The following is a 24840-nucleotide window of genomic DNA, read 5'->3' as shown; positions in this document are numbered from 1 at the left end:
ATGGTTACGACACGAAACATCCGCCGCCGCCGGAACGCCCCGGCCGCGGCAGGCGGACAATATGTCCGGGCGCCCGCGCTGTCCACCATGGCGTGCAATGCTTTATATATCGTGAAGGGGCGCGGGTCTTTTTTGCCGGGCGCCGCGCGCCTATCTGGCGATCATGTCCTCTTCTGCCAGCCTTGTCCGCGAGATATCCGCCTGCCGGCTTTGCGCGCCGCGCTTCGCCCTGACCGCGACGGCGCACAGTCCGCGCCCGGTGGCCTGGTTCCGGCCCGGCGCACGCATCCTGATCGTGGGCCAGGCGCCGGGCATGCAGGTGCATCTGCAGGGGCGGCCCTTCGCGGACCGCTCGGGCGACCGGCTTCGCGACTGGATCGGCGTGCCGGCCGAGACCTTCTACGACCGCTCGCGCATCGCCATCGTGCCCATGGCCTTCTGCTTTCCGGGCTATGACGCCAAGGGTTCGGACCTGCCGCCGCCGCCGATCTGCGCCCGGACCTGGCGCGAGCGGGTGATGGCCGAACTGGCCCCCCGGCTGACGCTGCTGGTCGGCGGCCATGCGCAACGCTGGCATCTGGGCGCGGCGGCAAAGGCCGGGGTGACGGCGACGGTCTCCGGCTGGCGCGATCACGCGCCGCACATCTTTCCCTTGCCTCATCCGTCCTGGCGCAATACCGCGTGGCTGCGGCGCAATCCCTGGTTCCAGGCCGAGCTGCTGCCGGAATTGCGCGCTGCCGTTGCCGCCCTGTTGAGAGAGCCCGATGACCCCGCTGGATGAGCTTTGCAAGGTTCCTTTTCACGAGGCCGACGCCCCCGCCCGCGCCCGCATCCTGTCTCGCCTGGCCGATACCGAGCTGTTCGCCGCGCTGGTGGCCGAGCCGGCCGGAGACCGTGCCGAGCTGCGGCTGTTCGACCTGCCCGAGGGCCGGTTTGCCCTGGCCTGCGACCGCGAGGATCGGCTGGCGGGCTTCGTCGGTGGGCCGGTCGCCTATGTCGCCCTGCCGGGCCGCGTCCTTGCCGCGGCCCTGGCCGAGGAGGGGCAGGGGCTGCTTCTCAACCCCGGCCACGGCTCGCAGCTGATGCTGGATGCCGAGGTGCTGGCCTGGCTGGGGTGGGCGCTTGCGGCGCGGCCCAGCATGGCGGGGGCCGAGGCGGCGCGGCGGCTGGGCGCGCCCTCGGCCGAGGCGGTGGCGCTGCTGGCCGAGCCGCTGGCGCAGCGGTTGGGCGACATGGCGGGGCTGGTCGGACGGCTGGCCCTGGTCGCGGCGGAATGGCGGGACGGGCGGCGCAACCACGCGCTGATCCTTGCCGGCGTCGATCCGGCGCATGAGGCGGCGGTCGCCAAGGCGCTGGCCGAATTGCTGGCCTTTCTGCCCGAACTGCCCGGCGGGGTCGATATCGGCTTTGCCGCGCCGGGGCTGCCGCCGGGCGCGCTGGTGCTGGAGCCGCCGCCCCCGGCGCCGGCGCCCGAGCCGCCGCGCCGCGATCCCTCGGCGCCGCCGCGGCTGCGCTAGCGCCGCGCGGGCAAACGAAAACCCGCCCCAAGGGGCGGGTCTTTGCGTGATCACCGCGATTTGACCGATCGCGAGTCAGGCGCCCCAATGGCGGATCGGACCGCAGTCCATATGGACGAAATTCGAGCGCGAGTATTTGCCGACGCCGCCTGCATTGCAGGCCGCCGCGGCCTTGTACATCTGCGAGACCGAGCGCGATTTCAGGCGCAGGTCGGCAGCCTTGCCCACCATGTGCAGCGAGTTCCTGGCCACGCCCGAGGAGCGCGAGCGCAGCATGGCATTGGTCTGCGGCGAGCGGTAGCCCGACAGCATCATGTAGGGTTCGTTGGTTTGCAGCAGCCGGTGAGAGGCTGCGGCGATGTCGATCGTGCGCGGGTCGAAGCCGATAGCCTGGCCCGTCCGCCAGTCGCGCATGAAGATGTTGATTTCATTCAGGGCATCCCGGATATACTTGCCTTCGACCCAGTAGACGGTGTCGATGCTTTCGCCCGTGCGCCCCGAATACATGCGGATGCGGCGAATGTCGCCGGCGCCCCGCAAAAGTCCGAAGGCATTGGCCATAACCGGCGCTGCTGCCACCGTCGTCGCCGCGAAGACACCGAGGATGCCCCGACGCGAGATAGTTTCAAACGTCATGTCAGATCGCCTGTCCTGCTTTCGTTGTTTTGCCGCCCGTTGAACGGCACGCCCCGGTTTAGCCGGGACCGGTTAAGAATATGTCACCAGCGCGCGAGCCGAGGGAAGCTTTTCGTTCCATGCGCGGCGGAGTTCCGCCATTCTCGGCAAAAATCCGCCGACGATAAGCCGATTCGGAACCGGAGCCCAAGTTTTTGCGCGGCCGTGCCTGCGCTGCATCAGTGACGCAAGAAAAAAACGCCGCTCGCTGGACCGGAATCGTTGCCGATGCGAAGATTTCCGCCACAGAGAAAAGGATGCGTTCCGTGCCACTTTCCGGGTTGATTCGTGCGCTGGTTGTTCTGGCGGTGCTGGCGGTGCTGCCGCGCCCTGCCGTGGCGCAGGGTCTGGACGCCGCGCCCGTGGCCGCGCTTCCGGCGCCGCGGCTGGCCTTTTCCGAAGCCGAGATGCGTCTGGCCGAGCGGGTCGCCGCCCATCCGGGCCTGGCGGATTTCTACGGCAGCAACGGGCTGAAGCCGGTCTTCCTGGGGGCAGGGGGGGCGGCGCGCCGCGCCGCGCTGATCGAGGCGGTGGGACAGGCGGCCTCGCACGGGCTGCCGGCGGGCCGCTATCGTCCGGCCGTGCTGCGGCAGCTCGACCGCGACGGGGCCGGGACGGTCGAGGCCGAGCTTCGCTTCGCCCGCAGCTTCGCGGACTGGAGCCACGACGTCACCGGCGGCATTCTCGATCCGCGCCGGGTCGAGCCGGGAATCAAGCGCGAGGTGCAGCGCCCGCGCACCGGCGATCTGCTGCGCGCATTCGCCCGCGCCGCCGATCCCGCCGCGATGCTGGCCGGCCTGCCGCCGCAGGATCCGCGCTACGAGGCGCTGCGCCAGGCGCTGGCCCGGCAGTCGCGGCTGGTCGCGCCGGCCGATGCGCCGCGGGTGCCCGAGGGGCTCTGGCGCGAGGGGGTCAGCGATCCCGCCGTCGCGGCGCTGCGGGTGCGTCTGGCCTCGGTGGATTTCGCCGCGCCCGCCACGGGCAGTCCGCTGACCTTCGACGCGCCGCTGGCGCAGGCGGTCGCGGCCTATCAGCAGGCGGCCGGTCTGCCGGCCGATGGCGTGGCGGGACCGCGCACCGTGGCACGGCTCAACCGCGGCACCGGCCCCGAGGCCGAGGCGATCCTGGTCGCGCTGGAGCGCATGCGCTGGATGGCCGGCCACGACCTGAACGCCCGGCACGTCTGGGTGAACCTGCCCGAGTTCAACGCCCGTATCTACGAGAACGGGCAGGAGGTGTTCGAGACCCGCGTGGTCATCGGCAAGGCCAATCGCGAATTCGAGACGCCCGAGTTCAGCGAGACGATGAAATACATGGTGGTCAATCCGCGCTGGAACGTGCCGCGCTCGATCACCGTCAAGGAATACCTGCCGCGGCTGCAGGCCAACCGCCATGCGGTCGGCCATCTCGACGTGGTGGACGGGGCGGGCAATGTCATCCCGCGCGACCGCATCGATTTCCGCAAGTATACGGCCAAGACCTTTCCCTACCGGATGCGGCAGAAACCCAGCGACGACAATGCGCTGGGGCAGGTCAAGTTCATGTTCCCCAATCCCTGGAACATCTATCTGCACGACACGCCGACCAAGCATCTGTTCAACCAGTCCAGCCGCGCCTATTCGCATGGCTGCATCCGCGTCGGCCGGCCCGTCGACCTGGCGCATGAGCTGCTGAAGGGTCAGGTCGAAAGCCCCGAGGCGGTGTTCGCCAAGGCGCTGAAATCCGGGCGCGAGACCTATCTGAACCTGCGCCCGCCCGTGCCGGTGCATCTGGTCTATTTCACCGCCTTCCCGGACCAGACCGGCCAGATCCGGCGCTTCCCGGATATCTATGGCCGCGACGCGCTGGTGCATGCGGCGCTGGTCAAGGCCGGGCTGGATTCCGCGGCCGGGGATGAATAGATGAACCCCGAAGCAAGGGGAAACGCATGACACTGACCATCGCCGAACTGGCCCGCGCGCTGGATGCCCGCCTCTGGGGCGACGGCAGCCTGATCGTCAACGGCGCGGCCGAAGCCGGGCAGGCGCGCGCGGACCAGATCGCGCTCGCGACCTCGCCCGCCTATGCCGAGAAGCTGAGCCCCGGCGGCATGGCCCTGCTGGCCGAGGGAACCGACCCCGAGGCGCTGGGACTGCGAGCGGCCATCCTGGTCGGGCGGCCGCGGCTGGCCATGGCGGGGCTGACCCGCGCCTTCGATCCCGGCCCCGGCATCGCGCCCGGCATCCATGCCAGCGCGGTGATCGACCCCACGGCCGAGCTGCCCGAGGACGCCGCCATCGGTCCCTTCGTGGTCATCGGGCCGCGGGTGCGGATCGGGGCGGGGGCGCGTATCGCCTCGCATGTCTCGATCGGCGCCGATACGGTGATCGGCCGCGACGCGCTGATCCATCCCGGCGTGCGCATCGCCCATGGCGTGACCATCGGCGACCGGGTGATCCTGAACCCCGGCGTCTCGCTGGGCGCGGACGGGTTTTCCTTCGTCACGCCCGAGAAATCCGGCGTTGAGGAGATCCGCCAATCCCTGGGCGAGCGGGCCGAGATCCGCCAGCAGCACTGGACCCGCATCCATTCCCTGGGCGGGCTGGAGATCGGCGACGATGTCGAGATCGGCGCCAATTCCACCGTGGACCGCGGCACCATCCGCGCCACCCGCATCGGCCGCGGCACCAAGATCGACAACCTCGTGCAGGTCGGCCATAATTGCATCGTGGGCGAGGATTGCCTGCTTTGCGGCCTTGTCGGCGTCGCCGGCTCGGCCCGGATCGGCAACCGCGTGGTGTTGGGCGGGCAGGTCGGCGTCTCGGACAACATCTTCGTCGGCGACGATGTGATCGCGGGGGGCGCGACCAAGATCTTCACCAATGCCCCCGCCGGCCGGGTGCTGCTGGGCAGCCCGGCGGTGCGGATGGAAACCCATGTCGAGGCGCAGAAGAACATCCGCCGCCTGCCGCGACTTTATGCGCAGGTGGCCGAGCTTCGCGAAACTGTTAAGAAACTGCTCGACAAGGACGGTGCAGAATAGCATTTCCGCAGGCAAGCGTCTGCGACCGGACAGAACGGAGGCCGAGATGACAGAAATCCGCGACCGCATCATCCAGATCGTCGCAGAGCAGGCGATGCTGGACCCGTCCGAGCTGAAGCTCGAGATGTCGCCGCAAGACATCGGCATCGACAGCCTGGGCCTGGTCGAATCCATCTTCGCCATCGAGGAGGCGTTCGACATCTCGGTGCCCTTCAACGCCAACGAGCCCGAGAAATCCGAGTTCGACATATCGAGCCTCGGCGCCATCATCGGCGCCGTGGAAAAGCTGGTCGCTGAAAAGGCATGAACGCCAAGAAGAACAAGGGCGAGAGGCCGCCGAAATCCCCGCGCAAGCCCGGCAAGGTCAAGGGCAAGGTCAAGAGCGCGACCAAGATCGCCCGCACCGTGCTGGGCCGGGTCATCATGGGCCGGCACGGCAACGGCATGCGCCGCGTCGCCATCACCGGCATGGGCACGATCAACGCGCTGGGGCGCGATGTGCCCTCGACGCTGGAGGCGATGCGCGAGGGCCGTTGCGGCATCGGCCCGCTGGAGTTCCGCGATGTCGAGCGGCTGGCGATCCGCATCGGCGGCCAGGTCCGCGACTGGGAGGCGGAGACCTATTTCAACCGCCAGCAGATCGTCCTCTATGACAAGTTCACCCAGTTCACGCTGCTGGCCGCGCGCGAGGCGGTGGCGCAGTCGGGGCTGGTCTTCGAGGGCGAGCTGGGCCTGCGCGCGGGCGTGGTCCTGGGCACCGCCGCCGGCGGCATGAACACCTGGGACGAGAATTACCGCACCGTCTATGAAGAGGGGAAGAACCGCGTCCATCCTTTCGTGGTGCCGAAGCTGATGAACAACGCCGCCTGCTCGCATCTGAGCATGGAATACGGGTTGCTGGGGCCCAGCTTCACCGTGGCCACCGCCTGCGCCAGCTCCAATCACGCCATGGGCCTGGCCTTCAACATGGTGCGCTCGGGGGCGGCGACGGTGATGCTGACCGGCGGGTCCGAGGCGATGCTGTGCTTCGGCGGCGTCAAGGCCTGGGAGGGGCTGCGCGTCATGTCCAAGGATGCCTGCCGGCCGTTCTCGGCCACCCGCAACGGCATGGTGCAGGGCGAGGGGGCGGGCGTCTTCGTCTTCGAGGACTGGGAGCATGCGGCGGCGCGCGGCGCCGATATCCTGGCCGAGGTGGTGGGATTCTCGATGTCGGCCGATGCGCAGGACATCGTCATGCCCTCGGCCATCGGCGCCGAGCGCACCATCACCGGCGCCATGCTGGATGCGCATATGCGTCCCGAGGAGGTCGGCTATATCAACGCCCATGGCACCGGCACGGCGGCGAACGACAAGACCGAATGTGCCGCCGTCGCCCATGCCTTCGGCCATCATGCCGACCGGCTGATGATCTCCTCGACCAAGTCGATGCATGGCCATCTGATCGGCGGTACCGGCGCGGTCGAGCTTCTGGCCTGCATCATGGCGCTGCGCGACGGCGTGATCGCCCCGACCATCGGCTATGAGGAGCCGGACCCGGAATGCGCGCTGGACGTGGTGCCGAACGAGGCGCGCGAGGCGAAGGTCGAGGCGGTGCTGTCGAATGCCTTCGCCTTCGGCGGGCTCAATGCGGTGATCGCGCTGCGCAAGGTGTGAGCCTAGCGGGGGGCTCTGCCCCCCGCGCCGCGCCTGCCCCTCGACGGGGCAGGCGCGGCGCGCCCCCCGGGATATTTGAGCAAGAAAGAAGCCGGAGAGGTTCGTTCCAAGGGCAATGCCGGGGCTTTTCTCTGCCGGCGCAATGACCTATCTGCGGAGGGAAGCGCAAGGAAGGCACCCATGGCCAAGATCACCTATATCGAGCACAACGGCACCGCCCATGAGATCGACGTCAAACCCGGCATGACCGTGATGGAGGGCGCACGCGACAACGGCGTTCCCGGCATTGACGCCGATTGCGGCGGCGCCTGCGCCTGTTCGACCTGCCATGCCTATGTGGCGCCGGATTGGGTCGACCGGCTGCCGGCCAAGGAACCGATGGAGGAGGACATGCTGGATTTCGCCTGGCAGCCCGATCCCGAGCGGTCGCGGCTGACCTGCCAGATCAAGGTGACGCCCGAGCTGGACGGGTTGGTGCTGCATCTGCCCGAGCGGCAGATCTGACCCGCCCACGGCCCGCCTTCAGGCGGTTGCGCGGCTTTCGGGCGCGTTGGCCCTGACCAGGTTGTCCATGAACTCGGTGAAGATCCTTTCGGCGAGTTCGCGGGTCGAGCGGGGATCGCCGTCGAACCAGGGATCGGTGCTGCGGGTCAGGAACATCATGTTTCCCCCCTTGACCAGGCAATGCAGCATCATGGTCAGGATTTCGACATCCGCTTCCTCGGACAGGATGCCCAGCCGCTGCGCCTCGCTGAACTTGCGGTGATAGAGGTCGCGCATCGAACTGGTATAGCGATGCAGCGCGCTGTCGGGCCGGATGGCGCCGTTCAGCCCGTTCACCAGCAGCCGGAACAGGGTCGGATTGCTCTCGGCCCAGTTCAGGTAGCTGTGGCCGATCGAATGCATCTGCGCGATCGGGTCGCTGGTATCGGCCTCAATGACCCCCTGGCGCAGAGCATCGTTCAGCAATGTGACCGCGTGATAGATCAGCCCTTCATGCAGCTCTTCGGTCGAACTGAACATGGTGCGGATCTCTTCCGGACTCGCATCGGCGCGTGCCGCCAGATCGCCCGGGTCGGAGGGAAGGTGACCGGTTTCCTCCAGGTGTTCCTGGGCGGCGAAAATCAAGGTCTGATAAATATTGCCCCGGCTTTCCATCAGCCGCTCCCGAACCATTCGTCTCAAATCTATCAGACTTCCGACAATGCGGAAGTCTGTAATCTAATAGAAAGGGAGATAAATTCAGCCTTCGGCGCGGGATTGGCGCTTGCGCTCGTGCGGGTCCAGGTAGCGCTTGCGCAGGCGGATGCTTTTCGGCGTCACCTCGACCAGCTCGTCGTCGTCGATATAGGCGATGGCTTCCTCCAGCGACATGCGCACCGGGGGAGTCAGCCGCACCGCCTCGTCCGTGCCCGAAGCGCGGACGTTGGTCAACTTCTTGCCTTTGAGCGGGTTCACTTCCAGGTCGTTGTCGCGCGAATGCTCGCCGATGATCATGCCCTGATAGACCTGTTCCTGCGCGCCGATGAACATCTTGCCGCGTTCTTCCAGGTTCCACAGCGCATAGGCCACGGAGACGCCGTCCTCCATCGAGATCAGCACGCCCTGGCGGCGGCCCTGGATCGGGCCCTTGTAGGGCGCCCAGCTGTGGAAGATGCGGTTCAGCACGCCATTGCCGCGGGTGTCGGTCATGAACTCGCCCTGATAGCCGATCAACCCGCGCGAGGGCACATGCGCGACGATGCGAGTCTTGCCATGGCCGGCGGGCTTCATCTCGACGAGGTCGCCCTTGCGCGCCCCGGTCAGCTTGTCGATCACCGCGCCGGTATATTCGTCGTCGACATCGATGATGGCTTCCTCGATCGGCTCGTGGCGCACGCCGTCGATGTCGCGGAAGATCACCCGCGGGCGCGAGATCGACAGCTCGAACCCCTCGCGGCGCATGTTCTCGATCAGCACGCCCATCTGCAATTCGCCGCGGCCCGAGACCACGAAGGCGTCGCCGCCGGGCGTGTCCTCGACCTTGATCGCGACATTGGTCTCGGCTTCCTTCATCAGCCGCTCGCGAATCACCCGCGACTGCACCTTGTTGCCGTCGCGGCCGGCCAGCGGGCTGTCGTTGATGCCGAAGGTGACGCTGATGGTCGGCGGGTCGATGGGCTGGGCGGGCAGGGCGGTCTCGACCTCCAGCGCGCAGAGCGTGTCGGCCACCGTGGCCTTGGACATGCCGGCGATGGTGACGATGTCGCCGGCCACCGCCTCGTCGATGGGCTGCTGGGTCAGGCCGCGGAAGGCCAGCACCTTCGAGATGCGGAACTGCTCGATGCGCTCGCCGTCGCGCGACAGCGCCTTGATGGTGTCGCCGGGTTTCGCGCGGCCGGCCTCGACCCGGCCGGTCAGGATGCGGCCGATGAACGGGTCGGCGCCCAGCGTGGTGGCCAGCATCTGGAAGGGCTCGTCCTGGCGCGCGATCTGCTTCGGCGCCTCGACATGGCGCAGCACCAGGTCGAAAAGGGCCGACATGTCCTTGCGCGGCCCGTCCAGCGTCTCGTCGGCCCAGCCGCCGATGCCAGAGGCGTAAAGATGCGGAAAATCAAGCTGCTCGTCGCTGGCGCCCAGGTTCGCGAACAGGTCGAAAACCTCGTTCAGCGCATTGTCCGGGTCGGCGGCGGGCTTGTCGACCTTGTTCAGCACCACGATGGGCTTCAGGCCAAGCGCCAGCGCCTTGGAGGTCACGAATTTGGTCTGCGGCATGGGACCTTCCGCCGCATCGACCAGCAGGCAGACCCCGTCCACCATCGACAGGATGCGCTCGACCTCGCCGCCGAAATCGGCGTGGCCGGGGGTATCGACGATGTTGATGCGGGTGCCCTTCCACTCTACCGAGGTGGCCTTGGCCAGGATGGTGATGCCACGCTCGCGCTCGATGTCGTTGCTGTCCATCACCCGCTCGGCCACGGCCTGGTTTTCGCGGAAGCTGCCCGACTGCTTCAGAAGCTGGTCGACCAGCGTGGTCTTGCCGTGGTCGACATGGGCGATGATCGCGATATTGCGGATGTCCATAGGGGGCCTTTATCAGAATTTGCGCCCCCGGTAACGCAGAGGGGCGCGAAAGGCCAGCGTCAATCGCAAATGACGTCAGCGCAGGCCCAGAAGTCCCAGGATGAACAGCACCACGACGACGAGGCCGACAAGATAGATGATCGAGTTCATGGCAATTCCTCCCTTGGGCCTGCCGGGCGGGCGATCCGTCCGGTCGCGGGCTGCGGCATGGTAACCCGCCGGACTGGCCAAGGTTCCAGCCCGATATCGGTCAGACGTCCTGGCGGGCCAGCGATTCGAGCAGCGGCCGGACGCCCGACAGGTCGTATCCGGCCCGCGCGGCGGTCTCGATCAGGTCCTCGACCGGCTCCTGCCCGGCGCGCGCCAAAGCCCAGAGCACGGTCGAGCGGTTTCCCGAGCGACAATAGGCCAGCTTGGGACCCGGCGCGGCCAAGGCTTCGGCTTGGGCCGTGATCATCTGCGGCGTGATCTGGCCGGGGGTGAAGGGGTTGAAGTGATAGTCCAGCCCGGCCGCCTCGGCCGCCGCGCGCATCGCCTCGTGATCCTCGTCGGGGCCGACCTCGTCATCGGGGCGGTTGTTGATCAGCACGCGAAAGCCCGCCTCGGCCAGCGCCGGCAGATCCTCGGGACGGATCTGGGCCGAGACGGCGAGGTCGGGGGTCAGTTGACGCAGGTCCATGCGGGGCTCCTTGGGCGTTCGGTCGGGGGCGTTCGGTCGGGCCGGGGTGGCGGCATGCGGCGACGGATCGTCCCGTTTCGCCGCGCTGTCAAGCGCCGCGGCACGCCGGCGGTCCTAGCCGACGGCCGAGACCTCTTCGACCAGCAGCGGCAGGCGGATGAAATCGTCGAACGTGCCGTGATGCGCCAGCTGCTCGACCGGCGTCTTGCGATAGCCGCGGGTGAACAGCAGGAAGGGCACGCCGGTATTGCGGGCGCATTCCTCGTCGAATTCGCTGTCGCCGACATAGACGCCGCGCGGCCTGTCGGGATCGGCGCCAAGCCCGGCAAAGGTCGCCCGCAGCGGCGCCGGATCGGGCTTGCGCTGCGGCAGGGAATCGCCGCCGATCACCATGCTGAACAGCTGGGCGATGCCGAAATGGTCCAGGATCGCCCGCGTCGGCCCAAGAGGCTTGTTGGTGCAAAGCCCCAGCGGATAGCCGCGATCCGCCAGAACCCCCAAGGCCTCGGTAACATTGGGATAAAGCCGGGTCAGCCCGGTGGCGTCGTGATAGCGGGTCATGAACGAGGCGACCAGATCGCGATGCGCCTCGACCGGCAGCGCGGTGGTGGCGATGACCCGGCGCCAGAGCAGATCGACGCCGCCCCCGACGAAGCCGCGGACCTGATCCAGCGTCAGGGGCGCGACGCCATGCAGGCGCAGCACCGCATTCACGCAGGCATGGATGTCGGGCACGCTGTCGATCAGCGTGCCGTCAAGGTCGAAAACCACGGGGCAGGGGGCAAAGCAGATGGTCATTCACGCCTTCCATTTGATCGAGCAGCCCATCGAGGGCACCTGTTCGCGCGGACCCTGCCCGGTTTCGGCGATCTGCGCCATGGCCTCGAACAGGTCGCGCCGCGCATCCGGCGGCGCCGGGTTGCGGCCCGAGGCGTCCAGCCGGCCGCGATACTGCAGCTCGCCTTCGGCATTGTAGCCGAAGAAATCCGGCGTGCATTCGGCGCCATAGGCGCGCGCGATGTCCTGGCTTTCGTCATAGAGATAAGGAAAGGTGAAGCCGTGCTTCAGCGCCTCGGCCTTCATGTGCTCGGGCGCGTCCTGCGGATATTCGCTGACATCGTTGGCCGAGATCGCCACGACGCCGATGCCGCGCTGCTGCAATTGGGCCGCGTCGCGCTGGATGCGGTCGATGACGGCCTGCACATAGGGGCAATGGTTGCAGATGAACATGACCAGCGTGCCGCGCGGTCCGGCGATGTCGCGGAACGACACCAGATGCCCATCGGGGTCCGGCAGGGTGAAATCCGGCGCCTTGGCGCCAAAATCGCAGACGGGAGGACGAACGGCCATCTGATCTCCTCGGGTTGCGGCCTTTGCCTGTCAGGGCAGCGGAAGGTGGTGGATTCGCCTGTGCAGACTAGGATGCGCAAGCGCGGAAAGAAAGAGGCGCCGGCCCACACGACGCCGCCATGCTGCAATGGTTTCTCGCAGGCCACCCTGTGGCGGCATTGCTCGAACAGCTGCGCCGCGGCTGAGCAACAGTCTTCCGGGCCAGCGCCAGCGCGCTTGCCCGGTCGCTTCTGGCCAGAGCCGGAAGCCTTGCTGCTTGCGTGGCGGGTCGAACGTGGTCCGTACATGAGCCCGAGGCTTGGCCAAGCTCAGGCCGCATCGACCGACGTGAAGGCCAAGCCGACCTGGCATGACAATTGATGACATAATTTGGATTATCGATATTTCAGGTGTGGAACTCAGGTAGATGTCGAACAACCGAAATAATGACCGTTCGGGCCCCTTTTTTGTCCTTGCTACAACCAATTATTGTCCACCGCTTCGACTGATCTTTGCATAATCAAGTAATTTCAATGCATTGGTTGGAAACGCTCAATCACCGCTTGTGGCCGTGATTTGCCGCCCAGGCCCGGACCCGGCCCGTTGACCACCGAGGCAAGGCCCGGCAAGGTCGTGTTAATCCGTTCCGGAGCGGTGGCGCGGCCTGACGGCTGCCGGATCTTCGGAGTTTCCGAACCCTCCCAATTCCGCCGGAAAGTGCCGCTTTTCCGAACGGCGGAGCCGTGTCTCGAAGGTGATTGCGATGCCGCAACATGAGTTTCATCAAGGCTTTGCTGGCAGGCGTCAGGGCCAACAACGCCCTCTCATGGTCCTGGCGCAATCACCACCCTGCCCCGATCATATTCCCGCTCACATGCGCCGGGTGAAAACCCGCCGGCATTCGTCCGTGCGACCCCTGCCCTGCAGCCATCTAATCCTGACTTACTGCCTGGCCAAGTGTTTGCCGGCCGCCGGTCGCACTTTGCCGAAAGGAATCCCGCATGTCGCGCATCCCGTTCCTTCTCGTCCGGACTTTCAACCCCGAAGAAACGCTCGCGTCGCTCGAGGATCGGTTCCTCCGGCATTTGGGTAAACTGTGCGGCGTGGACCCTTTCGCCGATAAAGCCTGGGAGCGCACTGAGCCGGAAACCGAAGAGCCCCCATGATCCGTATCGCTGACCGGCACCGGATCCGTCGACGGATCAAGCGTATCATGGAGCCGCGGAACGCGATCAGCGGGTTCGACCGCCTGAAGATCGAAGACCGTGCCCGGCTGAAAAAGCTGCACGACGGTGTCCGGCTCGTCGGCATCGTTTCGGAAGCCCATGCCGACGAGATCGCGGTCCGGTTGCACGGTGAACTCCCCTGGCTCACCCCTGCTTCCGAGTCCGTCTGGTGGTCGTTGCGCCGCTCGGTCCGCGATGGCCTTCCCGGTGTCAGACTGGAGCCGCTGCTCCTGGACGGCCCTCCGGGCATCGGCAAATCGGCTTGGGCACGCCATCTGGCGAACCTGCTCGGCACGTCGATCATCGAGATCGACGCCACGAACGAGAGCGCCAGCTTCGGCATCGTGGGGGCGCAGCGCGACTGGGGCAACTCAGCGCCGGGCCGAGTGCTGTCAGACATGCTCCGGCACAAGGTGGGCAACCCCATCGCGGTAATCGATGAAATCGAAAAGGCCGGCAGGCCCATTTCCATGAAAGGCAGCGTCTTCGACCTCCCCTCCGCCTTGCTGCCGCTGCTCGAGCCCTCGACGGCCCGACGCTGGACCTGTCCCTATCATGAACTCCCCTTCGATATGGGCTGGATCGGCTGGGTGCTGACCTCCAACGATGCCAACTTGCTGCCGGAGCCTCTCAGCCGAATCCCATGAATCGGATCCAGGACATTCTCGAGCGACAGGTTTGTCGCGAAATCCTCTGGTCGTGCCCGCAGGCGGAACCGTTCCCCGGCCGTGCCACGTTCCAGCGAGACCGGGATCAGCAGCAGCGGCGCGTGACGGATATCCCGCACTCTCATCGGCTCTGTTGCACAAATCCCGTCAGGGATTCAGATCGTGAATCCAGGGTGGTAGCTGTGATGTATGAGCAGACCCACACCGCCAACCTACAGGACCAGAAACTGGCCAGCCTACAATGAAGCGCTCAAGCGCCGGGGCTCGCTGACGATCTGGTTCGACCCCGAGATGAGCTGGGATGCCGTGCCGACGGGGAGGCGTGGCCGCCAGCAGACCTACAGCGATACTGCCATTCAGAGCTGCCTGACGATGAAGGTGCTATTCGGCATGGCGCTCCGGCAGACGACCGGGTTCGTCGAGAGCCTGCTGCGTCTGGTTGGCCTCGACGGGACGGTGCCTGACTTCAGCACACTGTCCCGCCGCCAGAAGACCTTGGCTGTGAACATCCCGTATCGCGGCTCCAAAGGGCCGCTGCACCTGCTGATCGACAGCACAGGAATCAAGGTCGAGGGCGAAGGCGAGTGGCACGCTCGCAAGCATGGTGGCCCCAAACGGCGGGTCTGGCGCAAGATCCACCTTGGGATCGACGAGGAAACGCTAGAGATCCGGGCTGTCGAGATCACCGGGAGCAACGTCGGCGATGCGCCGATCCTACCTGACCTTCTCGACCAGATCCCGGAGGACCAGGAAATCGGTAGCGTCACGGCAGATGGCGCCTACGACACGCGCAAGTGCCACGATGCGATTGCAGATCGCGGAGCCCATGCCGTCATCCCACCGCGCAGGAACGCGAAGACCTGGAAGACCATCACCGCTGGAGCCGTCGCGCGCAACGAGGCCCTCCGGGCGTCCAGGTATCTCGGCCGCACCCTGTGGCGACGATGGAGTGGATACCACCGCCGGAGCCGCATCGAGACGAAGATGCATTGTGTCAAACTGCTGGGCCAGCGGCTCATGGCAAGGGACTTCGACCGTCAGGTCGCCGAGTTCCAGATCCGCATCGCCGTCCTGAACGGCTACACCGCGCTCGGCATCCCGGTCACGGAAGCTGTAGGATAAGTCTGTCCGGGGAGGGGGTAACCGCGCCCATCACCTGAGTTATGCAACAGAGCCTAGCGCAGGTGGCGCGACGCTACGCGGTCAATGCGAACCTGATCTTCAAGTGGTTGCGCGATCCCCGCTTTGCGCCCGACCCGGCGTCGGTTCCGGCCTCGTCGGAGGAGGCGCGGTTTTTGCCGGTAGAGATAGTCGCGGAAGAGCAAGCACCTGCGGCAGCGCCTGTCGCCGAGAACCGCATCGAGATCGAGCTGGCCGGCGGTCACCGGATGCGGATCAGCGGGAGCTATGATCCCGAGGCGCTGGCGCGGCTGATCCGGGGTCTCACGGCGTGATCCCGGTTCCGGCCACTACGAGGGTCTGGCTGGCGGCCGGGGTGACGGACATGCGCAAGGGCTTTGCAGCGCTCGCGGCGCAGGCCGAGGCCGTGCTGAAGCAGGACCCGTTCGCCGGGCATCTGTTCGTGTTCCGCGGTCGCCGGGGCGATCTAGTGAAGGTGATCTGGTGGGATGGCCAGGGGGCCTGCATGTTCATGAAGCGGCTGGAGAAGGGACGGTTCGTCTGGCCCTCGGCGAAGGAAGGCAAGGTGGCGCTGACGCCGGCGCAGCTGTCGATGCTCCTGGAAGGGATCGACTGGCGCGCGCCGGAGCGGACCTGGAGGCCCTTGGCGGCAGGCTAATCCAAGGGGCATGCAATCGCAGGATTCCCACAAGGAATCCCGTGAGATAGACTTCTCCCATGCTCGATCACACCCTGACCCTGCCGGACGACCCCGAGGAGCTTCGCAGCTTCACCGCGCGGCTTCTGGCCGAGGTGAAGGCGCAGGCGATCCTGATCGAGAAGCTGCGCCACCAGTTGGCCGGGCACCGGGCGCAGCGGTTCGGAGCCTCGTCGGGGACGGCCGAGCAGCTGCAACTGGCGCTCGAGACCAGCGAGATCGCCGCTGCCGCGATGACGGCGCGGATGAAGCTGCCGGACATCGAGGAGAAGGACCGCCCCAAGCGCCGGCCGATCCCGGATCACATCCCGCGGATGGAAGTGGAACTGACCCCGGGCGCCGAGGCCTGCGCCGATTGCGGCGGGCGGCTGCGCCGGATCGGCGAGGATGTGACCGAAGAGCTGGAGTATGTGCCGGGACGCTTCATCGTGAACCGGATCGTGCGGCCCCGGCTGACCTGCGCCTGCTGCGAACGGTTCGTCCAGGCCCCGCTGCCGACGCGCCCCATCGAGCGCGGCCGTCCCGGGCCTGGCCTGCTGGCCCATGTCCTGGCCAGTAAATATGCCGACCATCTTCCCCTCTATCGCCAGAGCCAGATCTTCGAGCGCGAAGGTATCGACCTCGACCGCTCTACTCTGGCGGACTGGGTCGGCAAGACCACCGCCCTGCTGGAACCGCTGTCCGAGGCCATCGGGCGCCATGTCCTGTCGGCCGAAGCGATCTTCGTGGATGACACGCCCGTTCAGATGCTGGCGCCGGGCACCGGCAAGACCCAGACCGCGCGGCTCTGGACCTATGCCCGTGACGAGCGCCCCTGGGGCGGGGATGCTCCACCAGCGGCATGGTATCGGTTCTCCGGCGACCGGAAGGGCCAGCACCCCAAGGATCACCTCGCCCGGTTCCGCGGCTGGATGCATGCCGATGGCTATGCCGGGTTCGAGGACCTCTATCGCTCCGGAGCCATCCGCGAAGTTGCCTGCATGGCTCATGTCCGGCGCAAGTTCGTCGACATCCACCGGTCGCAGGCGTCCCCCATCGCCGAAGAGGCCATCGCCCGGATCGCCCAGCTCTACGCCGTCGAGAAGGAGGCCCGAGGCTCGCCGCCTGACCCTCGCGCGCAACTCCGCCGCGCCCATGCCGCCCCGGTCTTCGACGATCTCGAGGTCTGGCTGGCCATGCAGCTCACCACGATCTCGGGTAAATCCCCACTCGCGGCCGCCATCCGCTATGCGCTAACTCGCATGGAGCGCCTGCCCCCTACCTTGATCACGGCATCCTCGAGCTCGACACGGATGTTGTTGAACAGCCCCTTTCTCAGACCTTGTGCGGTTTTGGTGGCTTGTCTCTCCACGTTTGGGCCATGCGGGCATAGGCCGCTTCCGCCTGCGCGACGAGTTCCATCTCTCGGTGACGAATTTCCTTGATCCAATAGTCGTGGCCCGGACCTGCTGGTCCATGAGCCCGTGGGGCACCGGCGCGCAACTCGAGTTTCCGCATCTTCATCGCGACGAAGGCCGGTCGCGCCCATCGATAGGGGGCCTCCTTTGTCAGCAGCTGCCAGATCAACGCTGCAATCTTGCGCGCGGTCGCGACGGCGGCGACGTTGTGCCCCTTGCGATCCTTGATCCGGAGAAAGAAGGCCCGCAGCGGTCCCGGCATGGAAGCGGCCGACCAAGCGGCCTCTATCAGCATGGTGCGCCCGATCGTATTCCCCTGCTTCGAGATCCGACCATGGATGGCGCCGCGATCGCCGGACTGCCGGATCCGGGGTGTCAGCCCGAAATAGCTTGCAAGGCGATCGGGTGCGGAGAAGCGGGAGATGTCGCCGATCGCGGCAATGACCGCCGTGGCGACCGCAACATTGATGCCGGCGATGCTCATCAACTTGCGCATGCGGCTGTCGTCGAGCGCGATACCCGCCAGTGCCTGATCCAGTTTCGCCAGCTTCCCTTCCAGCCAGTCCAGTTCATCCAGATGCCTGATCAGCAGATCGCGCTCTGCCTTCGGCAGCGGTGCCGAGGCCAGCCATCGCCTGCCGCCTTTGCCGAACAGGTGTCCGGCATATTTGGCGACGAGGTTCGCATGCAGGACAGCCTGGACCCGGCTCTTGACCCGGCGGATCGATCTCACCGCCGCTGCGCGTTCGGAAACGAGGCGCCGCAGATTCAGCGTCCGGTCATCTGCGGCCCAGACCTCCGGCAGGAAGCCTGCGGCATGAAGCTGCGCCAGGATTCTGGCGTCCACCTTGTCGGTCTTGACCCGCGCATGGGCGATGGCCTTCACCTGCAGCGGGTTTGCGATGACGACCCGCGCCACAAAAGGAGTCAGAAGCCTGACGATGGCCGCAGTATTGCCCGTCGCCTCCAGAACGACCTCGTCATCCGGACGCAGGGTCTGTCCGAAAGCCACCACCGCGTCATGATCAAGATCGATCCTGACATCTGTCGTGCTTCCATCCTCAAGGATCGCAACCTGCGCGAAGCTTCGATGAACATCCATTCCTATGGATCGCATGCAAAATCCTCCCTGTTGCCGATGGAGGAGTGCGCGGGCTGTGCGACATCTACGGATACGCGCTCACAGCGCAGACGGGATAGTCGCAGGGGCGGCCAGATAACAACGCGAGCTCGCAGCTCAAAGTCAATTCGGCCTGCCCGCTTCTTCGCACTCCGACGCCCCTGTCCCGACACGGCAACTCTACCATGACCAGGTCAGAGTCGCGTGCTGTTCGATGGGCGCCGAGAACAGCATGCCCGATAACAACGCCGCCGAACGCGCAATGCGCGCCATAGCCCTCGGGCGGAAGAACTACCTCTTCTTCGGATCAGAAGCGGGCGGCAAGACAGCTGCCATCGCCTACACGCTGATCGAAACCGCCAAGCTCAACGCAATCGATCCCGCGCCTGGCTCGCCGACACCATCGCCCGCATCCCAGACTACAGGATCACCAAGGTCGACGACCTGCTGCCCTGGCGATGGAACGGGTAGCGGTCAGGCCGGACGGTTACCCTTGCCCGGAGCAAATCGATATTTGCACGGCCATACATCTGGCGTTTCAGCGTCTTCAGGCGATTGATCTGACCCTCGGTCTGCCCGTTCGACCAGGACTCCCGCAACGCGGCCGCTATGGCGGCAAGCCGTCGATCGTGGTCGACAACACGCTTGATCGGCAGTTCGACGTCGAGGCGCCAGACAGGGTTTGGGTGACTGATATTATCTATATCCGAACGCAGGAGGGCTTTGCCTATCTTGCTGTGGTCATCGACCTCTACTCCCGGCGTGTGGTCGGCTGGTCGATGCAGAGCCGCCAGACAACAGATGTCGTCCTGCAGGCCTTGCTGATGGCCGTCTGGCGGCGCAAGCCGAAGAGCAAGGTGTTGATCCATTCCGATCAGGGTAGCCAGTTCACCAGCATGGACTGGGCTGCCTTCCTGCGCGCCCACAATCTTGAGCATTCGATGAGCCGCCGCGGCAACTGTCACGACAACGCCGTCGCCGAAAGCTTCTTCAACCTGCTCAAGCGCGAACGGATCAGGCGAAGAACCTACCGGACACGCGAAGAGGCAAGGCAGGACGTGTTCGATTACATCGAGATGTTCTACAACTCGAAGCGCAAGCATGCGAAGAACGGGATGCTGTCGCCCGCCGAGTTCGAGCGACGGCAGATGATGAGACGTGAAGGCGTCTAAGAAACTCGGGGCTATTCAACGCGGGTGAAGATCCGCGATGCCGGCAGCCGGACAGTGAAGAACAAGGCCGTCTAGGGGGGCTTGGGCGTCACCCGCGACGGCCTGCGCGAGGTTCTGGGCCTGTGGACCGCGGAGAATGAGGGCGCCAAATTCTGGCTCTCGGTGATGAACGAACTGAAGAACCGCGGGCTCCAGGACATCCTGATCGCGGTCGTGGACGGGCTGAAGGGCTTTCCTGAGGCGATCACCGCTGCCTTTCCGGAGACCATGGTCCAGGCCTGCCCTCGCCATGGTCTTTCGGACCAGTGGCGTTCCCATGGCTCGATGCATCTGGTTCGCCACAGCCTGAACTTCTGCTCATGGAAGGACCGCGAGGCGGTGGCGGCCGACCTGCGCCGGATCTACGGGGCCACGACCGCCGACATGGCCGCCGGCGAGCGCGATGCTTTCGAGGGGAAATGGGCCGCGAAATACGCCTCCATTGCCCCGGCCTGGCGGCGGTCGTGGCAGGAGGTGATCCCGTTCCTCGCCTTCGATCCGGCAATCCGAAAGGTGGTTTATACAACCAACGCCATCGAGAGCCTGAACCGCGTGATCCGGAAATCGATCAAGACACGCGGCTCGTTCCCGACCGATGATGCCGCCACCAGGCTGATCTACCTGGCGATCCGCAGCTTCGAGAAAGATGGCTGCAACGTCCGGGAATGGTTTGCGGCCCGCAACCAGTTCGCCATAATGCTCGGCGAGCGCTTCTCCGCTTGAGTATCTGAAACCCCATGGGACGGGCCAGATACACAGAATTCAGGATACTCCCGCTGCCAAGGCAAAAAGGAGAGGCAGGATTGAAGGCGCACTTCCTTGTTCGACCGCAAGGGTTCAGAGGCAGCTGGGACGACCGCCGCGCAACTGCGGTTTCACGCGCGCGAGAGAGAGAGGGCCCCTGCCCCTTGAGAAATTGGCGGGCTGCCATGTCTGGTTTCACGCGCGCGCGAGAGAGAGCTTCCGGTCTGCACGGATATGGCGGTTTCCGGGGCATGTCTGGTTTCACGCGCGCGCGAGAGAGAGCCTGCAGCACGCCGTCGATGCGGAACTCGGTAGTATGTCTGGTTTCACGCGCGCGAGAGAGAGAGCCCCGTATCCGGTGCCGCGATCATCGCCAGCAGATGGTTTCACGCGCGCGCGAGAGAGAGAGAGAGGGCGACGCGGCCCGCCGGCCCAACACTCGGCAAGCTGGCAGGATGAGCCCAGGCGCCGCGCATCAGCGACCGGCATCTGCGGGCCAGAGCACGGATGCATCGATCTCGGCCAGGCGGCGGCGCCCGGTCAGCGCCATGGCGACCTCGAGTTCCGCACGAAGAATGGTCAGCATATGCGCCACCCCGGCCGCGCCCCCTACCGCCAGGGCGTGGATCTGCGGCCTTCCGACCAGCACTGCCGCAGCCCCGAATGCCAGGGCTTTCAGCGCATCGGTGCCGCGCCGGATGCCGCCATCGCAGAGCACCGGGATGCGGCCCGCCAGCTCCCGAACCACGACGGGCAGCGCCTCGGCCGTTGCGGGCAGCGTGTCGAGCGCCCGGCCGCCATGGTTCGAGACGATCACGCCATCCACCCCGGCCTCGACCGCGCGACCGGCGTCATGCGCCGACATGACGCCCTTCAGCAGCAGCGGCAGCCGGGACTGCGACTTCAGCCAGCCGATATCCTCCCAACGTGGCGCCTGGTCCAGCAGGCCAAGGAAGGTCGCAGCCCGCCCCGGCTCGCTGCGGATATGCGGCGGGCGCAAGCCGTCCAGGTTGACGGCGCGCAGTCCCTCGGGCAGGGCGAATCCGGCACGGGTCTCCATGTTGCGGAGGCCGTTCACCGGCGCGTCCACGGTCACGACCAGCGCGCGATAGCCCGCCGCTTCGGCCCGGCGGACCAGCGACAGCGTGTCTGCGGGCTCGGGCTGCATGTAGAGTTGGAACCACAAAGGCCCCTGCGCGCGGGCGGCGATCTCTTCGAGCGAGAGGCCGGATTGGGTCGAGACCACCATCAGGCTGCCGGCCGCCGCGGCGCCAAGCGCGGTCGCATGTTCGGCCTCGGCATGGGCGAGGCCGTGAAAGGCCACCGGCGCCAGCAGGTAGGGATGCGGCAGGTCCAGGCCGAAAAGCCGCAGGCCGGTATGCGCCCCCCGCATGTCGCAAAGCAGGCGCGATTGCAGCCTGATCCCCCGCCAGGCGGCAAGGTTGGCCTGTGCCGTCAGCCCGTCCGCGCCGGCGCCATCGACATAGGCCCGCACCGGCGCGGGCAGGATGGCTGCGGCCAGGCGCTGATAATCCTCCAGCGCCACCACGTCGGGCGGAATGGCCTGCGTCAAATCTCGGACCAGAGGCGGATCATGTTGTGATAATGCGCCGTGAGGCCGGTCACCGCCGGATCGTCGTCGGGCAGCATCGCGCGGATGCGCATGATCGACTGGTCGAGGTCATAGAGCATGTGCCGCCGCCAGTCGTCCTTGACCATCGATTGCGCCCAGAAGAACGATGCCCAACGCGAGCCGCGCGTCACAGCCGTCACCGAATGCAGCGAGGTGGCGGGATAGATCACGGCATGGCCCGCCGGCAGCTTGACGCGATGCTCGCCATAGGTGTCGTGCACGACCAGTTCGCCGCCGTCGTAATCCTCGGGCGGGGTCAGGAAAACCGTGGTCGAGACATCGGTGCGGATGCGCTGGCCGGTGCCGGGGACCATGCGGATCGAGCCGTCCACGTGGGCGCCGAAGGTCATGCCCTCGTCATAGCGGTTGAACATCGGCGGCAGCACATGCAGGGGCAATGCGGCCGAGGAATAGACCGGACTGCGCCCCAGCGCCCGCAGGACGATGCCGCTGAGCTCGCGCGCCACCGGGCTGTCCACCGGCACCTGCAGGTTCTTCTTGACCTTGGCCGCCTGGTCGCCAGCGGTGCTGCGGCCGTCGACCCAGTCGGTGCCCTCCAACACCTGCCGGATATAGGCGACTTCTTCGGGCGTCAGCAGGTCCGGAATGGTGACGAGCATGGGATTCTCCTGCGGTGCATCGAGGCGCAGGATAGAACCGGCGCCCCGGGAAGTTAAGCGTTTCTGTCGGTTATTTTGGCGCCAGCCGCGTCAAGGGCGACCGACAGGCCGCCCCTGCGGGTTGATGCCTCAGAACGCGTGCTTCAGCGTCAGCACGTAGTTCCGCCCCGGCTCGATATTGGCGAATTGCCCGCTATGCGAGTCGGTATAGATCTGGCGGTCGAAGACGTTGTTGACATTGAATTGCAGCGCCGTTTCTTCGGTCAGCTTGTAGGCGGCCATCAGGTCGGTGCGCCAGCTCGACGGCAGCCCGGCATCGGCATCGCCGTTCTGCGAATAGCTGGCCATGCGCTTGCCCGTATAGGTCACGCCGCCGCCCAGCGTCAGTTCCGGACTGTAGTCATAAGTCGTCCACAGCGAGAAGCTGTTGCGCGGGATCTTCACGACCTGCCGGCCGGTGCCGGGGTTCGGATAGGGATCGCCGCCGCCGCGCGGGGTGGTCCAGCCGCCGTCCTTCAGCTTGACGTCCTGATAGACATAGCCGCCCCAGATGCCCCAGCGCTCTGTTATCTGGCCGGCAAAGCCCAGCTCGACGCCCTTGGCGGTGGTCTTGCCGATATTCTCGGTCTCGCCCAGCGAGTTGGTGACGCGGGCATTGTCCTTCTCGGTCCTGAACAGCGCCGCGCTCAGCTGAAGCTGGTCGTTCAGCACCAGCCATTTCGTGCCGATCTCGTAATTCACGCTGTGCTCGGGATCGAGGCTGTCCAGATCGTCCGAGGCATTGCTGCCGCCGGTGCCCGCGCCCTCCCCGGCCGGGTTCGAAGAGCTGCTGACCGAGGCGTAGACCGAGCCGTTCGGCGCCGGCTTGTAGACCACGCCCAGCATTCCGTTCAGGAAGTCGGAATCGTTGCGATGGCTTTCGCGCGGATTCTCGTCGGTGGCGTGGGTGACGCTGTTGACGCTGTAATCGTCCCAGCGCAGGCCCACCGTCGCCTCCCATTGCGGGGTGAACGTGATGGTGTCCAGCGCGTAGATGCCGCGCGACTTGGTGGTGCTGTAGCCCGTATCGCCGCCGCGCTCGATGCTGCCGCCCCAGGGTGCGCCGGCATCCGGATGCTCGTAGGGCGAGGTCGGCATCGGATCGGGGTTGACCACCGTCAGCCGGCGGGTGGTGGCGCGGGAATTGGCGATGTCCACGCCGACCGCAAAGCTGTGCTCGACGCCCCCGGCCTGCACTTCGCCCGAAAGCTGGGCGTTGAACGACACGGTCTCGTTCACCCGGTCCGAAGCCTTGGAGCTGCGCGACACCAGCCCGTCGCTGCCCGAGGTCGGCGAGGTCACGACATAGGTATTGGTGTCGCGCGCCTTGCGCAGCGCCGTGGTCAGCCGCAGGCTGTCCGAGAATGCGTGCTCGAACTTCAGGTAGCCCGAGGCGGATTCCACGTCGCGGAAATCGCGCGCATGCAGGCCATAGAAGGTATCGGGATCGACATCGGCCGGCAGGAACGGGTCGATGCGGGTGCCCGAGCCGCGCCGCCATTCGGCAGGCGTGGTGGCATTCGACATCGGCACGCCATAATCGGGCGTATCCTCGTCCTTGTAGTAATAGAGCCCGGCGGTGATCTTGCTGTCATCGGTCAGCCGATAGCTGAAGCTCGGCGCCACGCCGAACCGCTTGGACTCGACACCGTCGCGCCCGCCCAGATCGTCGGCGCGCTGCCCCATCAGGTTCAGGCGCAGGCCGAGGGCGCCGAATTCGCGGTTCGAATCCAGCGTGCCGCGGACATAGTTGCCGGTTCCGTAGGACAGCGCCACCTCGTCAAAGGCGCCCGGCTGCGGGGTCTTGCTGTTCAGGCTGATGGTGCCGCCGGTCGAACCGGCGCCGGAATAGACGCCGCCCGGCCCCTTGTTGATCTCGATCGATTCCAGGTTGAAGGCCTCGTATTGCGTGCGCGAGGCGTTGCGCATGCCGTCGATCAGCAGGTCCTGGCTGGCCTCGAAGCCGCGGATATAGGGGCGCACGCCCTGCGGCACGCCGCCCTCGCCCGCGCCCAGCGTGACGCCGGGCGTGGTGCGCAGCACGTCGGCGACCGAGGTCTGGCCGCGCTCCTCGATCTCGCGCGCAGTGACGACGGTGACCGAGCGCGGGGTGTCGAGCAGCGGCGCGGTGGCCTTGTCCGAGGTGCTTTCGGTGACCTTGTAGCTTGTCTCGGCCTCGTTGCCCTGCTGGCGGCGGATGACCACCGTGTCCAGGGTGACGGTGTCCTGCGCCTGTGCAGGGCCGGCCACGCCGGCCGAGATGGCCAGCACCGGCAGCAGGCCCAGGGTCGGCAGCAATTGCGCTGCGCCCCCCGTGACCGGCGGTTTCGGATGGGACTTGTTCATGGATTGCTCCCGGCACAAAAGAAATCGCTGCCATCCACGAGGATGGAAGCGACAGGGACGT

The 24840-nt window shown here is 66.3% G+C and carries 25 protein-coding genes, 3 pseudogenes and 1 CRISPR repeat array; of the genes and pseudogenes, 16 read left to right on the top strand and 12 right to left on the bottom strand.

Annotation, left to right across the window (positions count from 1 at the left end):
- Window positions 1-163 precede the first annotated feature (163 nt).
- Together LOS78_RS04105 and LOS78_RS04100 are read left to right on the top strand one after the other, a co-directional pair.
- Window positions 164-781 (top strand): uracil-DNA glycosylase family protein, encoded by a 618-nt coding sequence (locus LOS78_RS04105; protein WP_028714291.1) that lies wholly within the window; start codon window positions 164-166, stop codon window positions 779-781.
- Window positions 765-1517, top strand: a complete 753-nt coding sequence (locus LOS78_RS04100; protein WP_230375546.1) for an SseB family protein — start codon at window positions 765-767, stop codon at window positions 1515-1517. The genes LOS78_RS04105 and LOS78_RS04100 overlap by 17 nt, the downstream gene beginning before the upstream one ends.
- Before the next feature lie 75 nt (window positions 1518-1592).
- Here the strand turns inward: LOS78_RS04100 and LOS78_RS04095 are convergent, their stop codons facing one another.
- Entirely contained in the window at window positions 1593-2153 is a 561-nt protein-coding gene (locus LOS78_RS04095) for a DUF882 domain-containing protein (RefSeq protein ID WP_028714293.1), read from the bottom strand.
- 305 nt (window positions 2154-2458) lie between these two features.
- Between LOS78_RS04095 and LOS78_RS04090 the strand changes: the two genes are divergently transcribed.
- The 5 genes from LOS78_RS04090 (at window position 2459) to LOS78_RS04070 (ending at window position 7371) form a co-directional block, all read left to right on the top strand.
- Complete coding sequence (locus LOS78_RS04090) at window positions 2459-4093, top strand: murein L,D-transpeptidase (RefSeq protein ID WP_230375538.1); 1635 nt, start codon at window positions 2459-2461, stop codon at window positions 4091-4093.
- A gap of 26 nt (window positions 4094-4119) precedes the next feature.
- Window positions 4120-5214 (top strand): UDP-3-O-(3-hydroxymyristoyl)glucosamine N-acyltransferase, encoded by a 1095-nt coding sequence (gene lpxD, locus LOS78_RS04085; protein WP_230375528.1) that lies wholly within the window; start codon window positions 4120-4122, stop codon window positions 5212-5214.
- A gap of 46 nt (window positions 5215-5260) precedes the next feature.
- A complete protein-coding gene (locus LOS78_RS04080) occupies window positions 5261-5521 on the top strand; it encodes an acyl carrier protein (protein ID WP_028714296.1) in 261 nt (86 codons plus the stop codon).
- Window positions 5522-5658: 137 nt separating this feature from the next.
- Window positions 5659-6867, top strand: a complete 1209-nt coding sequence (locus LOS78_RS04075; RefSeq protein WP_028714297.1) for a beta-ketoacyl synthase — start codon at window positions 5659-5661, stop codon at window positions 6865-6867.
- A gap of 180 nt (window positions 6868-7047) precedes the next feature.
- Window positions 7048-7371 (top strand): 2Fe-2S iron-sulfur cluster-binding protein, encoded by a 324-nt coding sequence (locus LOS78_RS04070; RefSeq protein ID WP_028714298.1) that lies wholly within the window; start codon window positions 7048-7050, stop codon window positions 7369-7371.
- An 18-nt stretch (window positions 7372-7389) separates the two neighbouring features.
- Here LOS78_RS04070 and LOS78_RS04065 read toward each other — a convergent pair whose 3' ends face one another.
- The 6 genes from LOS78_RS04065 to LOS78_RS04040 form a co-directional block, all read right to left on the bottom strand.
- A complete protein-coding gene (locus tag LOS78_RS04065; RefSeq protein ID WP_230375513.1) occupies window positions 7390-8025 on the bottom strand; it encodes a TetR/AcrR family transcriptional regulator in 636 nt (211 codons plus the stop codon).
- A gap of 84 nt (window positions 8026-8109) precedes the next feature.
- Complete coding sequence (gene typA, locus LOS78_RS04060) at window positions 8110-9930, bottom strand: translational GTPase TypA (RefSeq protein WP_028714300.1); 1821 nt, start codon at window positions 9928-9930, stop codon at window positions 8110-8112.
- A 75-nt stretch (window positions 9931-10005) separates the two neighbouring features.
- Window positions 10006-10161: a hypothetical protein gene (locus LOS78_RS04055; RefSeq protein ID WP_156929530.1), complete on the bottom strand. Its 156-nt coding sequence runs from the start codon at window positions 10159-10161 to the stop codon at window positions 10006-10008.
- 19 nt (window positions 10162-10180) lie between these two features.
- Window positions 10181-10609: a TIGR01244 family sulfur transferase gene (locus LOS78_RS04050; protein WP_028714301.1), complete on the bottom strand. Its 429-nt coding sequence runs from the start codon at window positions 10607-10609 to the stop codon at window positions 10181-10183.
- 114 nt (window positions 10610-10723) lie between these two features.
- A complete protein-coding gene (gph, locus tag LOS78_RS04045) occupies window positions 10724-11407 on the bottom strand; it encodes a phosphoglycolate phosphatase (RefSeq protein ID WP_230375511.1) in 684 nt (227 codons plus the stop codon).
- Entirely contained in the window at window positions 11408-11959 is a 552-nt protein-coding gene (locus LOS78_RS04040) for a thioredoxin family protein (protein ID WP_230375497.1), read from the bottom strand. It lies immediately after the preceding gene.
- A gap of 980 nt (window positions 11960-12939) precedes the next feature.
- On the opposite strand from LOS78_RS04040, the gene LOS78_RS04035 reads away from it, so the two are divergent.
- On the top strand, window positions 12940-13104 hold the full coding sequence (locus tag LOS78_RS04035; RefSeq protein WP_156929531.1) for a hypothetical protein: 165 nt from the start codon (window positions 12940-12942) through the stop codon (window positions 13102-13104).
- Window positions 13101-13811: an AAA family ATPase gene (locus LOS78_RS04030; protein WP_051416342.1), complete on the top strand. Its 711-nt coding sequence runs from the start codon at window positions 13101-13103 to the stop codon at window positions 13809-13811. The genes LOS78_RS04035 and LOS78_RS04030 overlap by 4 nt, the downstream gene beginning before the upstream one ends.
- On the opposite strand, the gene LOS78_RS22075 is transcribed toward LOS78_RS04030, so the two are convergent.
- Window positions 13718-13957 carry a DUF4011 domain-containing protein gene (locus tag LOS78_RS22075; protein ID WP_371824691.1) on the bottom strand — a complete coding sequence of 80 codons (240 nt, stop codon included), beginning with the start codon at window positions 13955-13957 and terminating at the stop codon, window positions 13718-13720. The genes LOS78_RS04030 and LOS78_RS22075 overlap by 94 nt on opposite strands.
- A gap of 64 nt (window positions 13958-14021) precedes the next feature.
- Between LOS78_RS22075 and LOS78_RS04025 the strand changes: the two genes are divergently transcribed.
- From LOS78_RS04025 to LOS78_RS04010, 4 genes are all read left to right on the top strand, one after another.
- Window positions 14022-14954 carry an IS5 family transposase gene (locus LOS78_RS04025; protein WP_230375481.1) on the top strand — a complete coding sequence of 311 codons (933 nt, stop codon included), beginning with the start codon at window positions 14022-14024 and terminating at the stop codon, window positions 14952-14954.
- Between the two features lie 62 nt (window positions 14955-15016).
- A complete protein-coding gene (locus tag LOS78_RS04020) occupies window positions 15017-15286 on the top strand; it encodes an IS66 family insertion sequence element accessory protein TnpB (RefSeq protein WP_230375478.1) in 270 nt (89 codons plus the stop codon).
- Window positions 15283-15630 (top strand): IS66 family insertion sequence element accessory protein TnpB, encoded by a 348-nt coding sequence (gene tnpB, locus LOS78_RS04015; protein WP_028714527.1) that lies wholly within the window; start codon window positions 15283-15285, stop codon window positions 15628-15630. The genes LOS78_RS04020 and tnpB overlap by 4 nt, the downstream gene beginning before the upstream one ends.
- 59 nt (window positions 15631-15689) lie before the next feature.
- Window positions 15690-17093: an IS66 family transposase gene (locus tag LOS78_RS04010; RefSeq protein ID WP_230375465.1), complete on the top strand. Its 1404-nt coding sequence runs from the start codon at window positions 15690-15692 to the stop codon at window positions 17091-17093.
- On the opposite strand, the gene LOS78_RS04005 is transcribed toward LOS78_RS04010, so the two are convergent.
- Complete coding sequence (locus tag LOS78_RS04005; RefSeq protein WP_230376962.1) at window positions 16984-18168, bottom strand: IS110 family transposase; 1185 nt, start codon at window positions 18166-18168, stop codon at window positions 16984-16986. The two genes, LOS78_RS04010 and LOS78_RS04005, sit on opposite strands and share 110 nt — an antisense overlap.
- A gap of 259 nt (window positions 18169-18427) precedes the next feature.
- On the opposite strand from LOS78_RS04005, the pseudogene LOS78_RS04000 reads away from it, so the two are divergent.
- The 3 pseudogenes from LOS78_RS04000 to LOS78_RS03990 all read left to right on the top strand — a co-directional run.
- Window positions 18428-18657 (top strand): annotated as a pseudogene (locus tag LOS78_RS04000) (transposase domain-containing protein); the annotation flags it as partial.
- 98 nt (window positions 18658-18755) lie between these two features.
- Window positions 18756-19358: pseudogene (locus LOS78_RS03995) on the top strand (IS3 family transposase); the annotation flags it as partial.
- 21 nt (window positions 19359-19379) lie between these two features.
- A pseudogene (locus tag LOS78_RS03990) lies at window positions 19380-20120 on the top strand (IS256 family transposase); the annotation flags it as partial.
- 142 nt (window positions 20121-20262) lie between these two features.
- A CRISPR array of direct repeats spans window positions 20263-20548; the repeat unit is 25 nt; unit sequence GGTTTCACGCGCGCGCGAGAGAGAG.
- 68 nt (window positions 20549-20616) lie between these two features.
- Here LOS78_RS03990 and LOS78_RS03985 read toward each other — a convergent pair.
- The 3 genes from LOS78_RS03985 to LOS78_RS03975 all read right to left on the bottom strand — a co-directional run bounded on the left by LOS78_RS03985 (window position 20617) and on the right by LOS78_RS03975 (window position 24779).
- On the bottom strand, window positions 20617-21714 hold the full coding sequence (locus LOS78_RS03985; protein WP_230375460.1) for an alpha-hydroxy acid oxidase: 1098 nt from the start codon (window positions 21712-21714) through the stop codon (window positions 20617-20619).
- Window positions 21711-22394 carry a Fe2+-dependent dioxygenase gene (locus LOS78_RS03980; RefSeq protein ID WP_230375458.1) on the bottom strand — a complete coding sequence of 228 codons (684 nt, stop codon included), beginning with the start codon at window positions 22392-22394 and terminating at the stop codon, window positions 21711-21713. The genes LOS78_RS03985 and LOS78_RS03980 overlap by 4 nt, the downstream gene beginning before the upstream one ends.
- Window positions 22395-22523: 129 nt before the next feature.
- A complete protein-coding gene (locus LOS78_RS03975; RefSeq protein WP_230375455.1) occupies window positions 22524-24779 on the bottom strand; it encodes a TonB-dependent siderophore receptor in 2256 nt (751 codons plus the stop codon).
- Window positions 24780-24840: the final 61 nt, after the last annotated feature.

Source organism: Paracoccus sp. MA (assembly GCF_020990385.1).
Classification (GTDB): domain Bacteria; phylum Pseudomonadota; class Alphaproteobacteria; order Rhodobacterales; family Rhodobacteraceae; genus Paracoccus.
Note: the sequence above shows the minus strand (reverse complement) of the source record. Positions and strands in the feature narration are given on the sequence as shown.

Coding starts and splice junctions, on each gene's coding strand:
- LOS78_RS04105 (WP_028714291.1), top strand. CDS start 164: ATGTCCTCTTCTGCCAGCCTTGTCCGCGAGATATCCGCCTGCCGGCTT.
- LOS78_RS04100 (WP_230375546.1), top strand. CDS start 765: ATGACCCCGCTGGATGAGCTTTGCAAGGTTCCTTTTCACGAGGCCGAC.
- LOS78_RS04095 (WP_028714293.1), bottom strand. CDS start 2,153: ATGACGTTTGAAACTATCTCGCGTCGGGGCATCCTCGGTGTCTTCGCG.
- lpxD (WP_230375528.1), top strand. CDS start 4,120: ATGACACTGACCATCGCCGAACTGGCCCGCGCGCTGGATGCCCGCCTC.
- LOS78_RS04080 (WP_028714296.1), top strand. CDS start 5,261: ATGACAGAAATCCGCGACCGCATCATCCAGATCGTCGCAGAGCAGGCG.
- LOS78_RS04075 (WP_028714297.1), top strand. CDS start 5,659: ATGCGCCGCGTCGCCATCACCGGCATGGGCACGATCAACGCGCTGGGG.
- LOS78_RS04070 (WP_028714298.1), top strand. CDS start 7,048: ATGGCCAAGATCACCTATATCGAGCACAACGGCACCGCCCATGAGATC.
- LOS78_RS04065 (WP_230375513.1), bottom strand. CDS start 8,025: ATGGAAAGCCGGGGCAATATTTATCAGACCTTGATTTTCGCCGCCCAG.
- typA (WP_028714300.1), bottom strand. CDS start 9,930: ATGGACATCCGCAATATCGCGATCATCGCCCATGTCGACCACGGCAAG.
- LOS78_RS04050 (WP_028714301.1), bottom strand. CDS start 10,609: ATGGACCTGCGTCAACTGACCCCCGACCTCGCCGTCTCGGCCCAGATC.
- gph (WP_230375511.1), bottom strand. CDS start 11,407: ATGACCATCTGCTTTGCCCCCTGCCCCGTGGTTTTCGACCTTGACGGC.
- LOS78_RS04040 (WP_230375497.1), bottom strand. CDS start 11,959: ATGGCCGTTCGTCCTCCCGTCTGCGATTTTGGCGCCAAGGCGCCGGAT.
- LOS78_RS04035 (WP_156929531.1), top strand. CDS start 12,940: ATGTCGCGCATCCCGTTCCTTCTCGTCCGGACTTTCAACCCCGAAGAA.
- LOS78_RS04030 (WP_051416342.1), top strand. CDS start 13,101: ATGATCCGTATCGCTGACCGGCACCGGATCCGTCGACGGATCAAGCGT.
- LOS78_RS22075 (WP_371824691.1), bottom strand. CDS start 13,957: ATGAGAGTGCGGGATATCCGTCACGCGCCGCTGCTGCTGATCCCGGTC.
- LOS78_RS04025 (WP_230375481.1), top strand. CDS start 14,022: ATGAGCAGACCCACACCGCCAACCTACAGGACCAGAAACTGGCCAGCC.
- LOS78_RS04010 (WP_230375465.1), top strand. CDS start 15,690: ATGCTCGATCACACCCTGACCCTGCCGGACGACCCCGAGGAGCTTCGC.
- LOS78_RS04005 (WP_230376962.1), bottom strand. CDS start 18,168: ATGGATGTTCATCGAAGCTTCGCGCAGGTTGCGATCCTTGAGGATGGA.
- LOS78_RS03980 (WP_230375458.1), bottom strand. CDS start 22,394: ATGCTCGTCACCATTCCGGACCTGCTGACGCCCGAAGAAGTCGCCTAT.
- LOS78_RS03975 (WP_230375455.1), bottom strand. CDS start 24,779: ATGAACAAGTCCCATCCGAAACCGCCGGTCACGGGGGGCGCAGCGCAA.